This window comes from Cupriavidus cauae, from assembly GCF_026210475.1.
Lineage (GTDB): Bacteria > Pseudomonadota > Gammaproteobacteria > Burkholderiales > Burkholderiaceae > Cupriavidus > Cupriavidus cauae.
In genome coordinates this window covers 2,193,074-2,209,715 of the sequence record NZ_CP080294.1, presented here as the reverse complement: position 1 = coordinate 2,209,715, position 16,642 = coordinate 2,193,074, and the positions used below count along the sequence as shown (strand labels likewise).

Sequence of the window (16,642 nt, the reverse complement as noted above, 5' to 3'; positions counted from 1 at the left end):
ACGGCGAGCAACGCGACAGCCAGGATACGTTTCATCGATACTCCCAAGAAAACGATGGCGATGCGTGGCTGGTAGCGCGACGCGGCACCCACTGCGCTATCAAATATTGGTCTGCCTTAGCCGCAACGCGTTTGAATCACAGACGCGGAACTCAAACTCATCGCCAGCGCGGCAATCATAGGCGAGAGCAGCCACCCGGTAAACGGGTACAGTACCCCGGCCGCCAACGGCACGCCGAGCGCTTTGTAGAGGAACGCGAAGCCCAAGTTTTGCTTCATGTTTCGGATGGTGGCTTTCGATAGCGGCCGGGCCCGCGCAATTCCGCGCAGGTCGCCTTTGATCAGCGTCACTTGCGCATTGTGCATGGCGACATCGGTACCGGTTCCCATGGCGATGCCGACATCAAACTTGGCGAGCGCCGGCCCATCATTGATGCCATCACCGGCCATGGCAACGACGGCGCCGCCCTGCTGCAGCCCGGTGACTAGTTCCAATTTGTCTGCCGGCTTAACGTCGCCGTGAACCTTGGCAATATCCGGCTTTGCCGCGACCGCTTTCGCGGTGGCCACACCGACGCCGGTTGCCATGACTACTCGGATGCCTTCGGCCTTGAGGGTGGCTAGCGCTTCGGGCGTGGAGCTCTGGATGGGATCCGAGACGGCCAGCAGGCCGGCAAGGCGACCATCGACGGCGAGATACATGACACTCGTGTCTTGCGCCGGCAATGCATCGGCCCCTGCAGCGCTTCAGTTGCGCTGCCGTCGGTTTGCATCCGCGCGGTATTGCCGATCGCCATCGTCGTGCCCGCTACCCCGCCGCGCATGCCGATGCCGGTGTTCGGCTCAACGTCTTCCGCGTTCACCAGCGCCAGGCCACGGGCGCGGCCAGCCTCCACCAAGGCCGCAACCAGCGGATGTTCGCTGCCATGGTCAAGACTCGCCGCCAGACGCAGAACCTGCTCGTCCGCAAAGTCATTCGCCCCAATGCGCGCTCGGAAGCATCGTTGCGCCTGAGCCACCATTTGCACGATCTGCGACAGCACCGTTTGCGAGCCCACCTTGTCGGACCGAATGACTAGCCTGCCGAACCGCATTCATCGTCGCGCCGATGACACGCTCGCTTGACTGACTCCTTGTTGTCGTGGCGCTGCCAGGCCAGCCGCTCCGTGGAGAACGCCAGGCAGGCCATCGGTTATACGGTGAAACTGATGCACGATCAACCGCTGCGGCCGCCCAGCAGCGGCCGCGAAGCACCGTGGCGGCCAGACCGATGTCATCTGCAGTGGCAACCGTCGGCGCACGCGCATAGCCCGAAACTCGCGTATTCGATCGGAGTAACTGCCTTAGCAGGGCAGCATACGCGTCCCCGTCGTGGGAAAGTCAAGTGGGACGATGGCTCAAAATACGCCCCCTACCGCATACGGGGTGATGGTCTAGCCTTAGGAAAGCATTTTGGGAGGCCGAAATCAACACTGACGGGCAGTGCGCAGTGTCGCACCCAGAAAAATTCCAGGAGGCAGCGCAGAGGGTAGTATCCGGCAGGGCCGCGGTGCCATCATTAGAAACGAACGACGCCCGGTGTCGCGAAAGGGATTCCGCGATACTGGGCCTCGCTTCGGGGCCAGTCCGGTATGAGCAGCCCCGCTGCAGCAAGATTAGGCGCCGTCCGTGAAGGTGTCACGATCGCCGGCCGCATGGTTGCCATCGGTGAACGGATCGCGCGTCCCCGTGGTATGGCCCCCGTGCGTGTACGGATCGCGCGTACCCATCGCGTGCGCCCCTTCGGTAAAGGGATCGCGCGGCGAATTGACACCAGCATGGGCGAAGCCAGCAATGCTGCCAAGCGTGGTAACGGTCAGTGCCACAAGAGCGGTTCTCTTCAACTTCAGCATAATGTTTCTCCTATTGGAAAGGGCTCGATGAGCCTATGAGTTCAGTCTAGCGCGTAGCACCGAACCAAGAGCTGACAGCGACGTTACAAGCGCGTCATCTCGCTCGTTGGCTGCAGCGCTGCCTTAGTTCATCAGCCACCGGTGAAGATTTGGCTGCGTTCGATGTAGACCCGCACGCCCTTTGCATTGGACAACGCCGGAAAGAGAACGCTGAGATCGACAGTGCTGCCGTGAACGAACTCGGCAAACGTCCAGGCCATCTCCTGAGCACCGCTCCGGAACGTGACCGTGTCGCCGGAGGCCACGCGCACGGATTTCAGTCCTGGCGTAAGCGTGACCGCCCGTGATGCCGTGTTGGCCTGAGCGGGACTGCCGAAAAGCGCCGCCTGAGGTCCCAACGAAGTGGCGGCGTCCGATCTAGCCGTTGCCGCTGCCACGCCCGGAGCGGGCGACGTGCCGACCGGCTCGGCGGCTTGCCGCTGGACGTGCTCGGCCCAGTTATCGCCGGCGTTCGTTCTGGCCTTGTCCGCACTCCATGCCGTGGAAGTGGCCATCAGGGTAACGATGGACAGCGCGGTGAGCGCAGTTGTTTTGGTTTTCATGAAGCTCTCCATTGACGTCTCGAGGTAGAACCTCTTGAGCACAATGGTAGGCAGGGGCGCCTCTCCGAAGCGTTACTCGACTATTACATCCTCGTAAGTGGCGCGGCTTGTCGCGGGCGCCGATATAAATGGTTGGTGCCATGGTGAAGTAGCGAGGGTTCTCCGACAACGCCCGTCTGGCATGGGCCACAGGGACTGAGAGTTCCCTTACTTGTCGGCGATCGAGCCCCAGGCCGATACGCGTGGCTTGCACAGACAAGCGCTACTAGCATCTCGAACACTCGGGCGGTCGTGGTCTAGACGACGCCAAGCCTAAGGACATGCTGGCCTGGGTCGGTCGGGATCTGAACCGGTTATGGGTCAAATCGGAAGGCACGCATATGTACGGCAACACGGTGGAGGCAAAAGCTGAGGCATTGTGGGGGCACGCCTTTGCGACATTCTGGGATTGATAACTCGGGGTGCGCCAAGACTTTGGCAATGAGCCGCCGCGCACTTGGGGCGCCTTTGGCGTGCAAGGTCGGGCACCGTACTGGTTGATATCGAAGCCACGGCTTATCTAGGGTCGGCCGGACGCGCTGTCGCCCGGCTGCGTGTTACCTACGATATCCGCCTCACGCAACGCCTGCGGTTGACGCCGGAACTCCAGGCGAGCCGGTTGCGGCGCGAGGCATAGGCAGCGGCGTGTCCGAGTTCAAGCTTGGCTTGCGACTGCGATACGAAATCCGACGGCAGTTCGCCCCCGACCTCGGCGTGGTTTGGGGCAAAAAGCTGGGCAATACCGCCGATTTTGCGCTCGCGCCGGGGAGCGGACCACCGACAAGCAAATCGTTGCCAGCGGGCGCATCTGGTTCTGAACGCATTTCAGGCGCTGGTCAGGTGCTGGCCCGCGGGTGGTTAACCGCCAGCTTGCCGTGTGATTACATTTCGTATCCAGCTTACCAAGGCCAATCGCGTGCAAATAGAATGGCGACTATGGTCACGCGGCGGCCCTAATATGGGCGCGGCGGCTTGTGGCGTTAGTCTGAGTCCCGTTTGCATTGCCATGCCTGCGCAGCTTGGCATGAGTCGCCAACCCAGGAATGATCCATGAACGTCGGAAGGTTGCTAGTCGTGCTCGGTGGTACAGCAATGAGGATCGCGCCCGGCTCGATCCGCGCCATTTAGCTCGGTCGGAAGTCCACGCGAAATCTCAGTAGCCGCTAGTGGCAACAGTGCGACGGCGGGCCGGCCGCTACCCCGCCCGCGATGTGGCCTACCGTGGACCAGAAATGGGCAATTGGGTTGCTGTACTGTGCGGCGCAGCGGGACAGGGAAACCCGGCGATACGCGCTTGCCGCGGCACCGGTTATTCAATCATGGCAACGGCGCCGCGACTGCGCCGACTCGGACCCAGCGAAGCCATTGCGAGATGCGAGGCGGCAAAAACGTGACCGCGGCGAGCCCCGACCGCCGACACCGCAGTGATCTTGACGCGCCCTTTCGACACGCGCTTCAGCACGTGCAAACGCAGTCTTAACCTGGGCCATCGAGCGAAAGGAGACCTTGAAGATGAAAAGCGTACTCGTTGTTGCAAGTCTGATTGCCGCGGTATCGCTTACCGCGACCGCGACCGATCTGAGCACTGTCGTGAAAACCTATGAACTCAAGGACGGTTCAAAAGTCCACGTTTTCAAGGACGGCAAGATGGGGATGGAGAACAAGTACGGGAAGGCCGTCAACATGCCACAAGGCAAGGTCATGGAAACTAAGGACGGCAGCAAGATCCTGATGAAGGGCAACGAGGTGTTCCGCCTCGAGGACGCACTGATTCAGGGTCACCGCGAAGGCGGCTAACCGGGCGACTTGACATTGGCCAGCGCAAGCGGGCGCCCATGAGGCGTCCGCTTTTTAGAGCTAGTCCGTGCCTTACCAATGTCAGCGTTACTCAGCCCTCTCCCAAGATGAGCGCGGATGCACTATTTAGCCTCAGGGTAGACGGACACGCTGAGGGGCCGGGACACCTGCAGTGTTGGGCATGACGACCATACCCATAAACCCGCGGCGATACCGGCCGCGTACAACGCATTGCGTGCCCGGCGTTATCTTGGGACCCGGGCCGGCTCATTCCCGGAACTGTCTAGTACCAGCACACAATCTCTTCCTGCGACAAGCGTTCGGCACCATGTTGCGTTGGACCGGCCCCGACGTCGATCAACCACTCAGCAGGGGGGCGACTCGGCCGGGCCACCCGGCGTGAAAGCGGCAGGCGCCGATCAAGATCCAGGATGGCTGCTTGCGCCTACGCCGAAGCCCTCGCACCGACCCGCAACGCCCATAAGCCGGCTTGGATACCATTCAATCGAAGTCTCCCTCAAAGATGTGGGATGTGACCCGTCGCGCGATGTAATGGTAAGCCGCGCGCTGTGACATGCTCAAGGGTTGCTCGGTCGCGTTTGCCTACTGCAGCGCCCACGATTCTAGGCGGCGGGCCTATCAGGAAAACTATGAGACATGGCAGTAGTGTCATTTTTGACAACGCTCGACATCAAGGGGCGCGTCGTCACGCACCCTTCCCCTTCTTAACCAGGTTCTTTCCGGCTGCGCTGCTCGTTGCAGCGACCGCTGCGGTCGACAGAAGTTGCATCGTCCCGGATCAATGTAACCGGCTTGCAATGTCGCAGTAACCTTGGTCTGACTAGACTTCAGTGGCCTACCAAATTCCAAAAAACATGGCGGGCTGGAGACACTATGAAAAGAAAAGGAATTACTGCCGCGGGCATGCTGCTTGGGTCGCTGTCGCTGGGCGCCTATGCCCAGACGAGTGTCACGCTATATGGCGTCGCAGATGTCGGGATCGAGTATGTGTCGAATGTACCGTCATCGAGCGGGGGCAGCAACCAAGTGCGCATGTCGGCTGGCAACATGTCGACCTCGCGCTGGGGCCTGCGGGGCACGGAAGATCTCGGCGGTGGCCTCAAAGCGGTGTTCGAACTCGAGAGCGGATTCTCGCTCGATACTGCCCAATCGAGCAGCGCTGGCCGTTTGTTCGACCGGGGCGCGCTGGTCGGTCTGTCCAGTCAATATGGTCAACTCACCCTTGGTCGCCAGACGACGGTGCTATACGACACCGCCATTCAGTTTGACCCGATGGGTTTCGCGCCGCGATATTCGCTCTTCAAGAGCGACGATACCATTGCTGGTCGCGCGGACAATTCCGTCAAGTACAAAGGCACATTCGGCGGGCTGACCGCCATGGCACTGTACAGCTTCGGCCGCACTGGCGGCGGCGAGGTCCCCGGCGAGCCGAAAGCAGACCGGGAGATGAGTGCCGGTCTGATGTATGCGACCGGACCGCTTTCCGTTGGCGCACTGTACGACGAGTACCGAGGGCTGACCGTTGCGTCACAGGGGCGGAAGGACCGGCGGGCGCTGGTGGGGATCAGCTATGGGATCGGCCCGGCGAAGCTGTATGCCGGCTACCGTTGGCTCAACGGTGATATCTCAAGCGCCGCGACGGCGATGCGCTCCAATCTGTATTGGGCAGGCGTGCGCTATCAGTTGAGCTCGGCGCTGTCGCTCACCGGCGCTGCGTATTATACGGATGTGCGGGGTTCCGACGCTGATCCGCTGATGTTCGTCGCCTCGACCGACTACGCGTTTTCCAAGCGCACCGACGTGTACTTCAATGTCGGCTATGTCCGAAACAAGGGTGGCTCGCAGCTGGGATTGAATGGCTTCAACGCCAGCAGTGGCGCCCCGGTCAACGTCGTGCCGGGCGATAACCAAACCGGCGTCGTGCTGGGAGTGCGGCATAAGTTTTGAGCCTAACCGTTCAAAGAACTCAAAGTCGAACGGTCCTTTTAGCGAAGGGCAAGCAGCCACCGACCGCAACGCCGTGGCTACTTCATGAAAAAATTTCCGGACCGTAGCGACGGGGTTAAAGCCAAACGCCCCTAGCTGCGCGCCGTGTTTCGCTCAGGAGGAAACGTCAGAAGCGCGTTGTGCCGTCCGACGATTCCGCCGAACCCTGGCCACCATATGCGACCAATATGGCTTGCGTGATGGAAAGCCCCAGCCCCACGCTTTCGGACTCGGTGCGCGTGCCACGGAATGGCGAAACGCCTGCATAAATGCGCATATCGTCCGCCGAACGCGCCGACCATCGATATCTGGTAGCCTGACGTCCTGGATAGTTGCCTGGACTCTATGGGGACAGGTGGTGGACGATCGTCTGTTGAGTTGAGCGGCCATTTCCGGGAACTACCGGAAGCGAAAGGCATCACGGCTGTTATCGCGCCAAGCCTGCTGTATCGGGCTGCTGAGGACGTGCCGTCTGGCGGCGCGTGCCTGACCATACGGCGACTTCGGCGGCTATGCCCAACGCCGCCAACAGGCCCACGCGGGCCGCCGAGCGACTCGCTGTGGGCGGTGGCCCTGACGCTTACACGCGTGCCGCTGATATTGGGGGGAACTAGGGTCTAGCCATATCGCGGCGTTTGCTGCGCAACGCGGGCGCGTGGCCTAGCTGCGTATGCGCGGTTGCAGGCCAGCATAGCGTGGCTAATGCAGTCGCGCGAGGACATGCAAAATGTCGTTGCCCCGCGTCGTGATGTGGAGACGATCGCCGTAACCCAAATTTTCCAGATGCACCAACTGCCGCTCAACCAATGCCTCGATCGTCGCGCGATCGAGGTCGGCGACATTTGGTGCTGCGTCTTCGATCAGCATGAGTGTGGCAACTTCATGTGGTGTCAGCATCGTTGTCTCCAGAACCCCCAGGACTGAATCGGCGGATGATTCCGCTCTCGCAGCGACGGGCTTCAGTATTCATTCAATGCCGGCAGCGCAGAGTCGTCAAGGTAAGACACTGGTCGCGGGTTTGCCATAAGGCGATGCCTAGTTTCCTTGACGGCTATGAGGCCCCCTTTACCAGCTGGGCCATCCAGACCAGTCCCTGCATGGAATGCCCTACGACTTTGGGGGCGGCGCTAGTCGTGCGCGGCATTTCTTACCTCTTCTGGGCGACATAACGATTGCTGCCGCGCACCGTTTGCCGATCTCGGCTACGACAAGGCTTCGGCATGCCCAACCCATCTCGGAGCGCAGTTTGGGCGGCGTGCGCAGCTGAAGGCGCACAGCCGTGTCCCAGTCTGGACCCTGCTGGAGCGGCACGGAAATCCCTATCCGCGATGCAAAAGCCTGAATGCCAGCAAGCCGGCCGCTTGAAAACCGCGCTGCTGCTGGCGCAGGCGTGCACACCGCGACGGGGCCGCGCAGGTTCGCCGCGGAGCCCATCCTAGGCCCCGTAACTGAAGTCGGTCCGCGTGCCTGGAGCGCCGGCTTGCGGTGGTTGCTTGGTCCCTACTTCGCGATGCCGTCGACCGGCACCTTCTCTCCAGGCCTCACACGCGAGAAATCGCCGACATGCTGCGTCTGCGCCGTGGCGCAACTTGAAGCCGATGACCAATGCAGTGCCGATCAGGATTGGACTGATGGTCCCGGAATCAGCGCCGGCGCCGCGCCGTCATTCTATGAAAAGGAAATCTTGGCGTGAGCGCAGCAAAAACCTAGATTCACGGTAGCGCATTGCCGTTTGCAAACCGCTTCGCTGGTTTGTCAGTCGAGCCACAGACCCGCCCATGGTTCGCCCGCTGGTATCTCCCTGTACGACCAAGGAGGACATTATGCGTATCCTATTGCTGATCACGGTCATGTTGGGTGGATGCGCGACCGTCGGCTAACGTACCGCGCAAGCCCAGCGCGACATGGACATCTCACTACGGGTTCGGGGACCGGCTTGCAAAAGCTTGGACATCCGAAGGCTCGGATCCGTGGCGTGACTGCGTGTTACGGCTCAGTGCAGGAAGCGGACCATCTATGCATCGACGGTTTTGAATCCGATCGCCCCGTACCACGGGGCGTCTCACTGTCAGTTGGCTTCCCACGCAGCCCCGACGCGTAGCAATTGCGCGTTGCATTACCGCTTCCGGTTCTTTTCAATTGCTGCGCGAATGCGACCCACGCACTGCTTAACCTTACCCCCGTGAAAAGGTCCATAGTACAAATGAGGACGGCATGTCGGCGATCACGCCATGGCTGCACCACGCGCCGTGGCGGGACACCTGCTCGCCGCGACGACGCTATCGCGCGTCGGCTCGGAGGGCCCAATGCGTAAGCCTATGAATCAGCTTTTGCGTGTCATCGTGCTGCTGACCTTGGCACTGGCTTTGCCCCTGCGCGCGCACGCCTGGCCATTGGACAGTTGCTGTATCGCCGGCATCGCCCAAATGCTGACACACATGCTTGTTCAAGAGGGGCAAGCCAGTGTCGATACCAGCAGTCAACATGACTGCGTCAGTCAATCCAGTTGTGCCGGTCGTCTTCCCTGCCCGGCCTCCGCGTGTGCAGCCTTCGCAGGCACGCCGTGGGCCAGCGGATGGGCCACGGATGCATGGGCCAGCGTGTTGGTCGCGCATCCGGAATTCGCGTATCGCTCCATCGTTCCGCCCCGTCTCGAGCGCCCGCCCAAACGGAACCGTGTGTAGCGCGATCCGCCACACAGGGATGCCGCACTTGGTGGCGTCTCACCAGCACGCTCCTGTCTGACTTGGACATCAGCGGCGTTGCCGGCCGCTCTCTTGGGTTGGCCGGCGAGCTGCATACACCGAATGAGGAAAATCATGAAGTCCCTACTCCACGCTCTCGTGGGCGCCGTCTCCCTTGGAGTCTCCCTGTCGGCCGTCGCCGGGCCGAACTGGGATGTGATTGAAAGCGCTCGTACCGCCAAACGGGCTGAAGCGCAGCAACACAAGCCACAGAAGCCGGACGACTCCAAGGCGATGTTGCGCCACCATGACGCCATGATGCAAAAGTGTCGCGAAATGATGGATCAGACCAAGTAACCCAGCCGCTCTCCGGTGCGCTGCGTGCGCGCGGTCGCCGGAGCGATCTCCGGGCGGGCATCAACTAGGCGGCCACCGCCCTTATCCGGCGCACTACGCGGCCGCCGGTCCAGCAACAACTTAGCCCGCCCATCATGCGCTTATGCATCAACAGCATGCCTACCACAGCCAGGATGGCAATCACGCAGATGATTGTGCACACAACTCGCACGGAGGCGGCTCTTCCGATGGACCCGCGATGGGTGGCACGCCGCAGCCGCCGGCACGAATGAGCGACTTCGTCAACGGTGACGGCGCAACGAATCGACGCTAGGGATGTCTTCGCCATGCTCGACCGGACGCTGAGACGGCATCCCGTCGCCGCTGGTGGCGGCCGGAAGAACCGACGCGTTTAATGACAGCGACGTTGCAGTCCTGTAGTCCGCGCGGGCTTTCGCGTGACCGTAGAGAGCCAAAAAGTTAGCGTCATGGCCGTTCTGCCGTTGGCAGCCGATCGTGCTACGCCATGGCGCGGCATGCCTGCGCACAACGCCGGCACGCTTGAGCGCATTCCTGGCAATGCTGAGCCGCATGTCGCTCGCACTCGGCACCGCATGCTTCGCAAGCGGTCGCGCAAAGGTTGCACAGATCCTTGGCGAAGCGACTTCCCCGCGCCATATAGGCGCTGGCCATCCGGCACATTGCGGCGCAATCGAGATCCAGGCGAATGCACTCGGCCATCTCGTGTACGTTCGGCTCACTTAGACACGAGGCGGCGCAGTGCTCGCATGCCACTGCGCAAGCATTGCACTCGTCGATACAGTGTTGAAAATTCTGATGCGGCATGGTCGGCTCCTTGAAGTGATGACGCCACGTCGGCGCCGCTATCGTCACAGCAATATTTGGACCGGCCGCACCGCGAGGCCGCAGCGCTCGCACGTTTTGCCCTCCCTTTGCTCGCGACGGTGCTATGACCGCGCTCATTTCCGCTTAAAGATTGAGGCCAAATTACAAGGCGAGGAATATCTTTCAGGAATAAGCTTGCGCGTTGATTACAGCCCGGTAATGTCGTGGCCTGCCGGCACTTCGAGTTTATGGCGACTTAGTATTTCGCTGGTCATGCGCGGATGACTCCGTTTGATTCGCTTCCTTGGGAGGGGCGATGCCAACATTGCTCGGGCTGACCAGTTCGTCCCGCACACGCGCCTCTTCTCGCGTTGCCTTCGCCGACGAGCGTTCTCCCGCGCGATGCCCGGCGCTCAATTTGAGACCAGCATTCACGCGCGGGCTATCCAATCACGGCACGCGCTTTGCTATCTGCTTTGCTATCTGTTGGGCTGCCAGTGCCGCCGCGCCACCAAGGGACGGCGCCCGGCGCACGCAAGCACCATGGCGTTGACCCGCGATGTCGGGAAGTCCTGGACGCCTGCGCCGATAACCTGTGCCGCCATGAAACTCGGTACAAGGAGGCATGATGGGCTCGATCTCCATCTGGGCGGCCACGCGCCCGCGTCGGCCTCGACCGGCCCTTGAGGGCGACCTGCGCGTCGACGTGGTGATCGTCGGTGCCGGCATCACGGGCCTGACCGCCGCCCTGCTGCTCGCAAAGACCGCCCGGTCGGTGGCGGCGATCGAAGCCCGTGCCGTAGGCGCGGGTGATAGCGGCGGCTCCACCGGTAACCTGTATCAGACCGTCACCGGTGGCCTCGAAACGCTGGCGGCTAAGTGCGAAGCGGACACCGCCCGCGCCGTCGTAGCGTCTCGCGGGGAAGCGATCGCCTGGATCGAGCAGCAAGCGCAGGCGATGGGGCCGAGCAGCGGCTTCCGCCGCTGCCCGATGTACCAGTATCCGCTAAGCCCGGATGCCGAGCCGACCATACTGGGGGAGCTGAAGGCATTGCGCGCAGCAGGTCTGGACGCGCAGTTGGCCTCTGAGATGCCCCCCGGCTTGCCCGCCGCAAAGGGCGCGGTGCTTCTGCTTTCGGCACAAGCGCAGTTCCATCCGATCGGCTATCTGCACGCCTTGGCCCTGCAAGCCGAACACGCCGGCGCCCGCCTCTTCGAAAACTCCCCTGCCCTCGAGCTGGACCTGGAAGTCGGCGTCGTTCGCACACGGACCGGTACCGCCTTCGGCCACCATATTGTGCTGGCCACCCATTCCCCGCTGGGTTTTCACTTGGTGCAAGCCGGCATGGCTGTGCGCCGCGAATATGGTTTGGCCTTCCACGAACAAGCCGTTCCGGCTGGCATCTTCTGGGCGCAGGCCCATCCCAGGCTATCGGTCCGCGGATTGGAGGCAAACGGCAAGCATTACTTGCTTTGCATCGGTGAACACCACGAAACGGGAAGGCATGATGCAGCCGCGGCACTCGCTCAACTTGAACGGGCCGCGCAGGAATACCTGGCTGTCGGTTCACCCGTTCAGCGCTGGTCGGCACAACACTTTCATTCTCCGGACGGCCTTCCCTACATCGGCCGGGACGAGTCAGGGGCTTTCATCGCCACTGGTTTCTCCACCGACGGGCTGGTGTACGGCACAGTCGCGGCCCACATCATTACTGATCAGATCATCGGCGCGCAGAGCCGTTGGAGTTCGCTGTACCTGGGGTCGCTTCAGAGAACGGAAAATATTGCACGCTAAGCCAGTCGGCACGGACGTCGGCTACCGAGCGGCAAAGGCCTGACCTATTTGGTGTGCCCGCTTGACTTCGTCGCTTTGCAAGTAAATCGAGGTGGTGGCCACCGACGCGTGGCGTAGGTTATCGCGCACGGTGGTCAGTTCCGCGCCGCGAGCGAGGGCGTGTGTAGCGTGGGTATGCCGCGTCCAGTGGGGACTGGCTCGGCGCAGCTTTTCGGCGAGTGTCGGGTGGTCGCCGGCGATGATGTCCGCGGCCTGGCCAAAGAAGCGCCGCATTACCATCCACAGCCGGGTGCCGGTGATGTTAGTGACGCTGTCCTGCTCCAGGCTGGCGATCAAGGGTGTCCTGGGGTCCCAACGGGCTGGTGTCACCGGCAGTCCGCGCTGTACAAGATGCTGATCGAGTGCGGTTCGCGCAAGTGGCGGTAGCGCCACCTTTCCCGGGCGCCCACCTTTGCCGACCAGGTGCAGCCAGCGGTCGTTGCGCTCGTCAGTGCGGATATCGCCCAGCGTCGCGCCAACCAGTTCGCTGGCCCGCAGGCCGGTCGCGTAGGCAAAATCGAGAATGAAGCGCAAGCGCTGCGCTGCGGGCACGTCCCACCCGTACGACCATTCCAGGCCATCGGCAATGGTGCGCACCAGCAGCCATTCGCCCTCAGTAAAGCCACGTGTGGTATCGAGTGGCGCGACCCGCGTGCGGCCGCGGACTTTGATGCCGGCAAACGGGTTGGCCAATACATAGCGCTGCTCGATCAGCCATCGGAACATGGCGCCCAGCACCGTGAGGGCGTAGGCCGTCGAACGTGCCGATAGCCCCCGTGCGAAGGGGCGCCAGTCGGGCGCGCTGCGTGCCCGCGGTGGCCCGATCCAGCGCTCACGCGGAGTTGGTCGCCGCAGGAACCCGCGGTAGGCGATGGCGTCCTCGGTCGTAAGCGACGACAGCGCCCGACCGCGCTCGATAATCGCCCACAGGATCAGGCGTTCCGCCTCCTTGCGATAGGCGCGCTGCGTGGTCTGGGTTTCGTGCAGGGCGAGCCAGGCCTGCACGGCTTCGTAGTCGTTCGATGCGTCGAGCGTGCAGGCCTGTCGCGGTGCCCGGAAGCTGCCTCGCGAGCCGTCCACCTCGTCGGGCAGTTTCAGCCGCTCCCACGGGACCACCTCGCCTGGCGGCGCGCCGACGATCAGGGCACGCGCACGCTCCGTCAACCGCGGATGGGCGTGGAAGAAGGCCTCGATGTGCCGCGCGCTCGCTTGCCCCAGCCCCGGGATCGCGCCCCACCAGCGGCGCCGGCGCGGCACGCGCACGGTCAGGTCCGCCAGTGTGGAAATGCCGTGGGCTCGCAATGCGCGCACGGCCCGCGGTGCCAGCCACAGTTCAATGTCGTCGGTGACCTGTGGCTGCGGCGCAGGCAGAGCACGCAGAACCCTGATGGCCTGGCCATCGGCGAGGCCATCGGGATTGCGGGGACGCTATGCGTCGATTCACCTACAAACTTGGGCGCCAGCGGCCGTCAGCATTTTCGTTAAGTTGCTGAGGTGCGTTGGCCGTAGCGAGCGCAGACAGTTGTGACACAGCCGCAACAGCCCTACCGCGGCGGGGAGGGCTGGCAATCGCAGTGATGATAGTGTGGAACTTGCGGCAGACTGAGACCGCTAACCAACACTCCAGGGAGACCTTTCTTGAAACGGATCACCATCATTCTCACGGCCGTTCTGGCCTGTGCGTCGGGCGGCGTGTGGGCGCATAGTGGTGGGACTGACAGCCAAGGCTGCCATATGGACCACAAGACCGGCATTCGTCACTGCCACTGAAGTCAAGCAGTATTGCGGCGTCCGCCGACATCGCGGACGCCAGCGGCTTAAGGTCTTGAGTAGTTTGCTCGGCCTCAAAAAAGCGAAGCGGGGCTTCCCTTCTTGCGCCGGTCTCCGTCCTTGCCTGACCGCGCCACCCTTGCGGTTACTTCCACCTTCGTAGCACACGTTGAAACACCAGACTGTTCGGCAGCTGCAGCACCACCTCTTGTCCTTCGACTGTTGTTTCCAGTAAGGTGGTATAGACGAGATTTACGTCGAGCACACGGCCCTTAATTCCCGGCTTTTCCCCGTTCTCAAGAAGCTCCACAACATCCCCAATGCGGAACGCACCGGTGACGTATATCAGGAGCGCGCAGAACAGGTTCGAGAGTACACTCCACGCGGCGAAAAACGCGACCGCCCCGACAGTGGCAAATCCCGTGAATGCGGTCCACAGGACGGTTCCAGACACGCCCATTCGCTCCAGAGCCCAGAGCGTGGCAGCTACGTACACGATGGTCGCGACCACACGCAAAGACAGCGCCGCAACTTTTCCTGGCAGAGAATATGTATTGGTCAGCTTTCTAAGCAACCGCCGCGCGATGCGCACTGCTAACCATGCGCCAGCCGCAATCAGCACGACCTCGATAGCGGGAACAAGAATGTCGAACCAATCTGCCAGCCACTGCGGCAAGCTTTCGTGTATAGCTTGAAGAAGTTTGTTCATCGAAATAGAGATACAGCCACAGCACCGTACTGTGGCACAGATACCAATAATCGGATTTTTACCGTTCCGGTCTTTGCTTGAAGGTCAAGCGCGACAACTTACATGCCGGCGTCGTGCCTACACTCACCGGTTTTTGATCGAGGTGCAGGCTCGATCGGCTCAACCAACAGATCACCGAAAAAGTAGGCGGCAAATTGATGGCGATTGCTGAGGTTCGCCTTGGCGAATACGCCCGCGGCAATTGTCCGCACCGTCACATCATGCCACGCTAGCGAGTGAGCGCACTCTTCAAGGGTCAACCCTTTTATGAGAAGCATCGCCACTTCCGTTTCCGATGGCGTATATTTCCAGCGCTCGAACTGCAGCAGCATCGACTGCAACAACTGCCGCGTCGCCTGAATTGCCACCTCGTTTCGTTCCGCCATCACCTGCCCTCGTACCTTGGCTGCGCCAGGTAGCGCCTCAGAAACAGGTCGGTTTGGGCTGACACGACGACACCGTTTTCGAATCACGAACCAAAGGATCGCGAGGCCGCCCACTACCTACGCGACTGCGTCGGCGACGACATGAGCGTCCGGTGTTCGCGTTGCAAGGTGGTAGAAATCCCACGCCTGATAGGTCGAGATTGCCATCAGAAGTGCCGTCAGTCTCGACCGCATAGCAGCGAAGTCCTTGCGACTTTTTGGGGTTGACAACGAACACCCCGGATCTAAGCGCAGCGCGAAAGACAAGCACCTTCGAAAGAGGCTGCGCCTAAGAACATCTGATGGAAAGCGACTTCCTAGGCTTGAGCACTAAGGGTGATGAGGCCCGCTGACAACTGCGGGGCGTCAAGTTTACTATGCAGAACATTGCGGCGACATTGCCGAATGGTTACGCACCAACGCATCGAACCCGACGCCCGTTCTCCGAAGCACTTGGGTTACCATGAGCTAACGCTGACGCTTCGTCAGGCAACTTCTTCTGCCGCAAAGCACTCGACGGCGGACTGCGCCGTCATCATCTCGTAATCCCCCCGACAGGTGAGCGCCCTAGAATCCCGCTGTTCGCTCTCTGCTGGCCAAGTCGCCATCCTTCGGACTCCCGCGTGAATCGCATCCTCGGCTCGTGGGGCGTCAAGCGGCGCCGCGTGAACTGCTCCATGATCCAACATCACGACGGCGACGAACCACATCCGGCATCTATGTCGTTGCGCCCTGAGAGCATTTGACCAAGCGCGGTAGCAGTGGCCACCGCACACCTGGACGGGCAGTCTCTTGAAGCGACAGATTTTCATGGCTTTGACCATCGCACTCACGGTGGTCCTCTGGATGTCCACGCTATCCGTGCGTCCCCTCTATGAACCCGACGAGGGTCGTTACGCCGAGGTTCCGCGCGAGATGTTCGTCTCCGGCGATTGGGTCACGCCGCGGTTGAACGGCATCAAGTTCTTCGACAAGCCGCCCCTGCAGTATTGGGCGACCGCCAGCGCCTATACGCTCTTCGGGCCGTCCGAGTGGACAGCAAGGATCTGGAGTGCGCTTGTGGGACTGCTGGGCGCACTCGCCGCATGGTGGGCGGCGCGATCGCTCTATGACACGCGCATAGGCCTCGCCTCAGCGCTGGTGCTCATCGGCGCTCCCCTCTGGATTCTCGGCTCGAATCTGACAACAACAGACATTGGTGTCGGCGCACTGCTCGGCAGTGCCGCTCTCGTTTTCGCCGTGGCCTACCAGAATCGGGAACCTCGCTTATACCCCCTGATCTGGTTGTTGGTCGGTCTGGCATTTCTTGCCAAAGGCCTGATTGCCCTGGTACTGCCAGGAATCACGCTGCTGCTATACGGGGCGGTCACTCGACAATTTTCCGCATTTTTTAGCGCGAGATTCTGGCGCTGGAGCCTGCTTGCGGTGGCCATCACCATGCCTTGGTTTGTCGTGGTGTCCCAGCGCAACCCCGAATTTCTGAATTACTTCTTCATCCACGAACACTTCGCGAGATTCTCGTCCTCGGTTCACGAGCGGGACAAGCCATTCTGGTTCTTCCTGGCCGTTGGTGCGGCAGGCGTCCTATTTCTTCGTTTTCATAGTCATCTCCTTTCTAGAGACTTCGTTGATCTATGAAAACGAGTGTATAAATTGTACGCAT

At 61.5% G+C, this 16,642-nt stretch carries 13 protein-coding genes and 4 pseudogenes; 8 read left to right on the top strand and 9 right to left on the bottom strand.

What is annotated here, in order from left to right; translation table 11 throughout:
- Positions 1–99: 99 nt before the first annotated feature.
- The 3 genes and pseudogenes from KZ686_RS25155 to KZ686_RS25145 all read right to left on the bottom strand — a co-directional run.
- A pseudogene (locus KZ686_RS25155) lies at positions 100–1,151 on the bottom strand (HAD-IC family P-type ATPase); the annotation flags it as partial.
- A gap of 503 nt (positions 1,152–1,654) precedes the next feature.
- Positions 1,655–1,891, bottom strand: a complete 237-nt coding sequence (locus tag KZ686_RS25150; RefSeq protein WP_151023048.1) for a hypothetical protein — start codon at positions 1,889–1,891, stop codon at positions 1,655–1,657.
- Between the two features lie 131 nt (positions 1,892–2,022).
- Positions 2,023–2,493, bottom strand: coding sequence for a CzcE family metal-binding protein (locus KZ686_RS25145; RefSeq protein WP_158507260.1), 471 nt, complete (start codon positions 2,491–2,493; stop codon positions 2,023–2,025).
- A gap of 320 nt (positions 2,494–2,813) precedes the next feature.
- Here KZ686_RS25145 and KZ686_RS25550 point away from each other — a divergent pair.
- From KZ686_RS25550 to KZ686_RS25125, 3 genes and pseudogenes are all read left to right on the top strand, one after another.
- Positions 2,814–3,489, top strand: a pseudogene (locus KZ686_RS25550) (copper resistance protein B).
- Positions 3,490–4,044: 555 nt separating this feature from the next.
- Complete coding sequence (copK, locus tag KZ686_RS25130) at positions 4,045–4,329, top strand: periplasmic Cu(I)/Cu(II)-binding protein CopK (protein ID WP_053821801.1); 285 nt, start codon at positions 4,045–4,047, stop codon at positions 4,327–4,329.
- An 894-nt stretch (positions 4,330–5,223) separates the two neighbouring features.
- Positions 5,224–6,297 carry a porin gene (locus KZ686_RS25125; protein ID WP_151023050.1) on the top strand — a complete coding sequence of 358 codons (1,074 nt, stop codon included), beginning with the start codon at positions 5,224–5,226 and terminating at the stop codon, positions 6,295–6,297.
- Between the two features lie 738 nt (positions 6,298–7,035).
- Here KZ686_RS25125 and KZ686_RS25120 read toward each other — a convergent pair.
- Positions 7,036–7,233 (bottom strand): hypothetical protein, encoded by a 198-nt coding sequence (locus tag KZ686_RS25120; protein ID WP_151023052.1) that lies wholly within the window; start codon positions 7,231–7,233, stop codon positions 7,036–7,038.
- Between the two features lie 1,421 nt (positions 7,234–8,654).
- Between KZ686_RS25120 and KZ686_RS25115 the strand changes: the two genes are divergently transcribed.
- Positions 8,655–9,020 (top strand): hypothetical protein, encoded by a 366-nt coding sequence (locus KZ686_RS25115; RefSeq protein ID WP_144425795.1) that lies wholly within the window; start codon positions 8,655–8,657, stop codon positions 9,018–9,020.
- 135 nt (positions 9,021–9,155) lie between these two features.
- Positions 9,156–9,377, top strand: coding sequence for a hypothetical protein (locus KZ686_RS25110; RefSeq protein WP_144425794.1), 222 nt, complete (start codon positions 9,156–9,158; stop codon positions 9,375–9,377).
- A gap of 281 nt (positions 9,378–9,658) precedes the next feature.
- Here KZ686_RS25110 and KZ686_RS25105 read toward each other — a convergent pair whose 3' ends face one another.
- Positions 9,659–9,949 carry a hypothetical protein gene (locus tag KZ686_RS25105; protein ID WP_162491053.1) on the bottom strand — a complete coding sequence of 97 codons (291 nt, stop codon included), beginning with the start codon at positions 9,947–9,949 and terminating at the stop codon, positions 9,659–9,661.
- A complete protein-coding gene (locus KZ686_RS25100) occupies positions 9,876–10,202 on the bottom strand; it encodes a four-helix bundle copper-binding protein (RefSeq protein WP_012435770.1) in 327 nt (108 codons plus the stop codon). Before KZ686_RS25100 ends, KZ686_RS25105 begins: the two co-directional genes overlap by 74 nt.
- 625 nt (positions 10,203–10,827) lie before the next feature.
- On the opposite strand from KZ686_RS25100, the gene KZ686_RS25095 reads away from it, so the two are divergent.
- Positions 10,828–11,997 (top strand): NAD(P)/FAD-dependent oxidoreductase, encoded by a 1,170-nt coding sequence (locus KZ686_RS25095; protein WP_151023054.1) that lies wholly within the window; start codon positions 10,828–10,830, stop codon positions 11,995–11,997.
- Positions 11,998–12,018: 21 nt separating this feature from the next.
- Here the strand turns inward: KZ686_RS25095 and KZ686_RS25090 are convergent.
- A pseudogene (locus KZ686_RS25090) lies at positions 12,019–13,431 on the bottom strand (phage integrase family protein); the annotation flags it as partial.
- A gap of 297 nt (positions 13,432–13,728) precedes the next feature.
- Here KZ686_RS25090 and KZ686_RS25545 point away from each other — a divergent pair.
- Complete coding sequence (locus tag KZ686_RS25545; RefSeq protein WP_223819874.1) at positions 13,729–13,806, top strand: YHYH domain-containing protein; 78 nt, start codon at positions 13,729–13,731, stop codon at positions 13,804–13,806.
- A gap of 145 nt (positions 13,807–13,951) precedes the next feature.
- Here KZ686_RS25545 and KZ686_RS25085 read toward each other — a convergent pair whose 3' ends face one another.
- Both KZ686_RS25085 and KZ686_RS25080 read right to left on the bottom strand, forming a co-directional pair.
- The gene (locus KZ686_RS25085) at positions 13,952–14,515 is read right to left on the bottom strand and encodes a mechanosensitive ion channel family protein (protein ID WP_012435773.1); all 564 of its coding nucleotides are present in this window, start codon (positions 14,513–14,515) and stop codon (positions 13,952–13,954) included.
- A gap of 98 nt (positions 14,516–14,613) precedes the next feature.
- Positions 14,614–14,940 carry a helix-turn-helix transcriptional regulator gene (locus KZ686_RS25080; protein ID WP_049768032.1) on the bottom strand — a complete coding sequence of 109 codons (327 nt, stop codon included), beginning with the start codon at positions 14,938–14,940 and terminating at the stop codon, positions 14,614–14,616.
- 849 nt (positions 14,941–15,789) lie between these two features.
- Between KZ686_RS25080 and KZ686_RS25075 the strand changes: the two are divergent.
- A pseudogene (locus KZ686_RS25075) lies at positions 15,790–16,566 on the top strand (ArnT family glycosyltransferase); the annotation flags it as partial.
- Positions 16,567–16,642: the final 76 nt, after the last annotated feature.

Coding starts and splice junctions, on each gene's coding strand:
- KZ686_RS25115 (WP_144425795.1), top strand. CDS start 8,655: ATGAATCAGCTTTTGCGTGTCATCGTGCTGCTGACCTTGGCACTGGCT.
- KZ686_RS25080 (WP_049768032.1), bottom strand. CDS start 14,940: ATGGCGGAACGAAACGAGGTGGCAATTCAGGCGACGCGGCAGTTGTTG.
- KZ686_RS25105 (WP_162491053.1), bottom strand. CDS start 9,949: ATGCGGCTCAGCATTGCCAGGAATGCGCTCAAGCGTGCCGGCGTTGTG.
- KZ686_RS25145 (WP_158507260.1), bottom strand. CDS start 2,493: ATGAAAACCAAAACAACTGCGCTCACCGCGCTGTCCATCGTTACCCTG.
- copK (WP_053821801.1), top strand. CDS start 4,045: ATGAAAAGCGTACTCGTTGTTGCAAGTCTGATTGCCGCGGTATCGCTT.
- KZ686_RS25120 (WP_151023052.1), bottom strand. CDS start 7,233: ATGCTGACACCACATGAAGTTGCCACACTCATGCTGATCGAAGACGCA.
- KZ686_RS25110 (WP_144425794.1), top strand. CDS start 9,156: ATGAAGTCCCTACTCCACGCTCTCGTGGGCGCCGTCTCCCTTGGAGTC.
- KZ686_RS25150 (WP_151023048.1), bottom strand. CDS start 1,891: ATGCTGAAGTTGAAGAGAACCGCTCTTGTGGCACTGACCGTTACCACG.
- KZ686_RS25095 (WP_151023054.1), top strand. CDS start 10,828: ATGATGGGCTCGATCTCCATCTGGGCGGCCACGCGCCCGCGTCGGCCT.
- KZ686_RS25125 (WP_151023050.1), top strand. CDS start 5,224: ATGAAAAGAAAAGGAATTACTGCCGCGGGCATGCTGCTTGGGTCGCTG.
- KZ686_RS25100 (WP_012435770.1), bottom strand. CDS start 10,202: ATGCCGCATCAGAATTTTCAACACTGTATCGACGAGTGCAATGCTTGC.
- KZ686_RS25085 (WP_012435773.1), bottom strand. CDS start 14,515: ATGAACAAACTTCTTCAAGCTATACACGAAAGCTTGCCGCAGTGGCTG.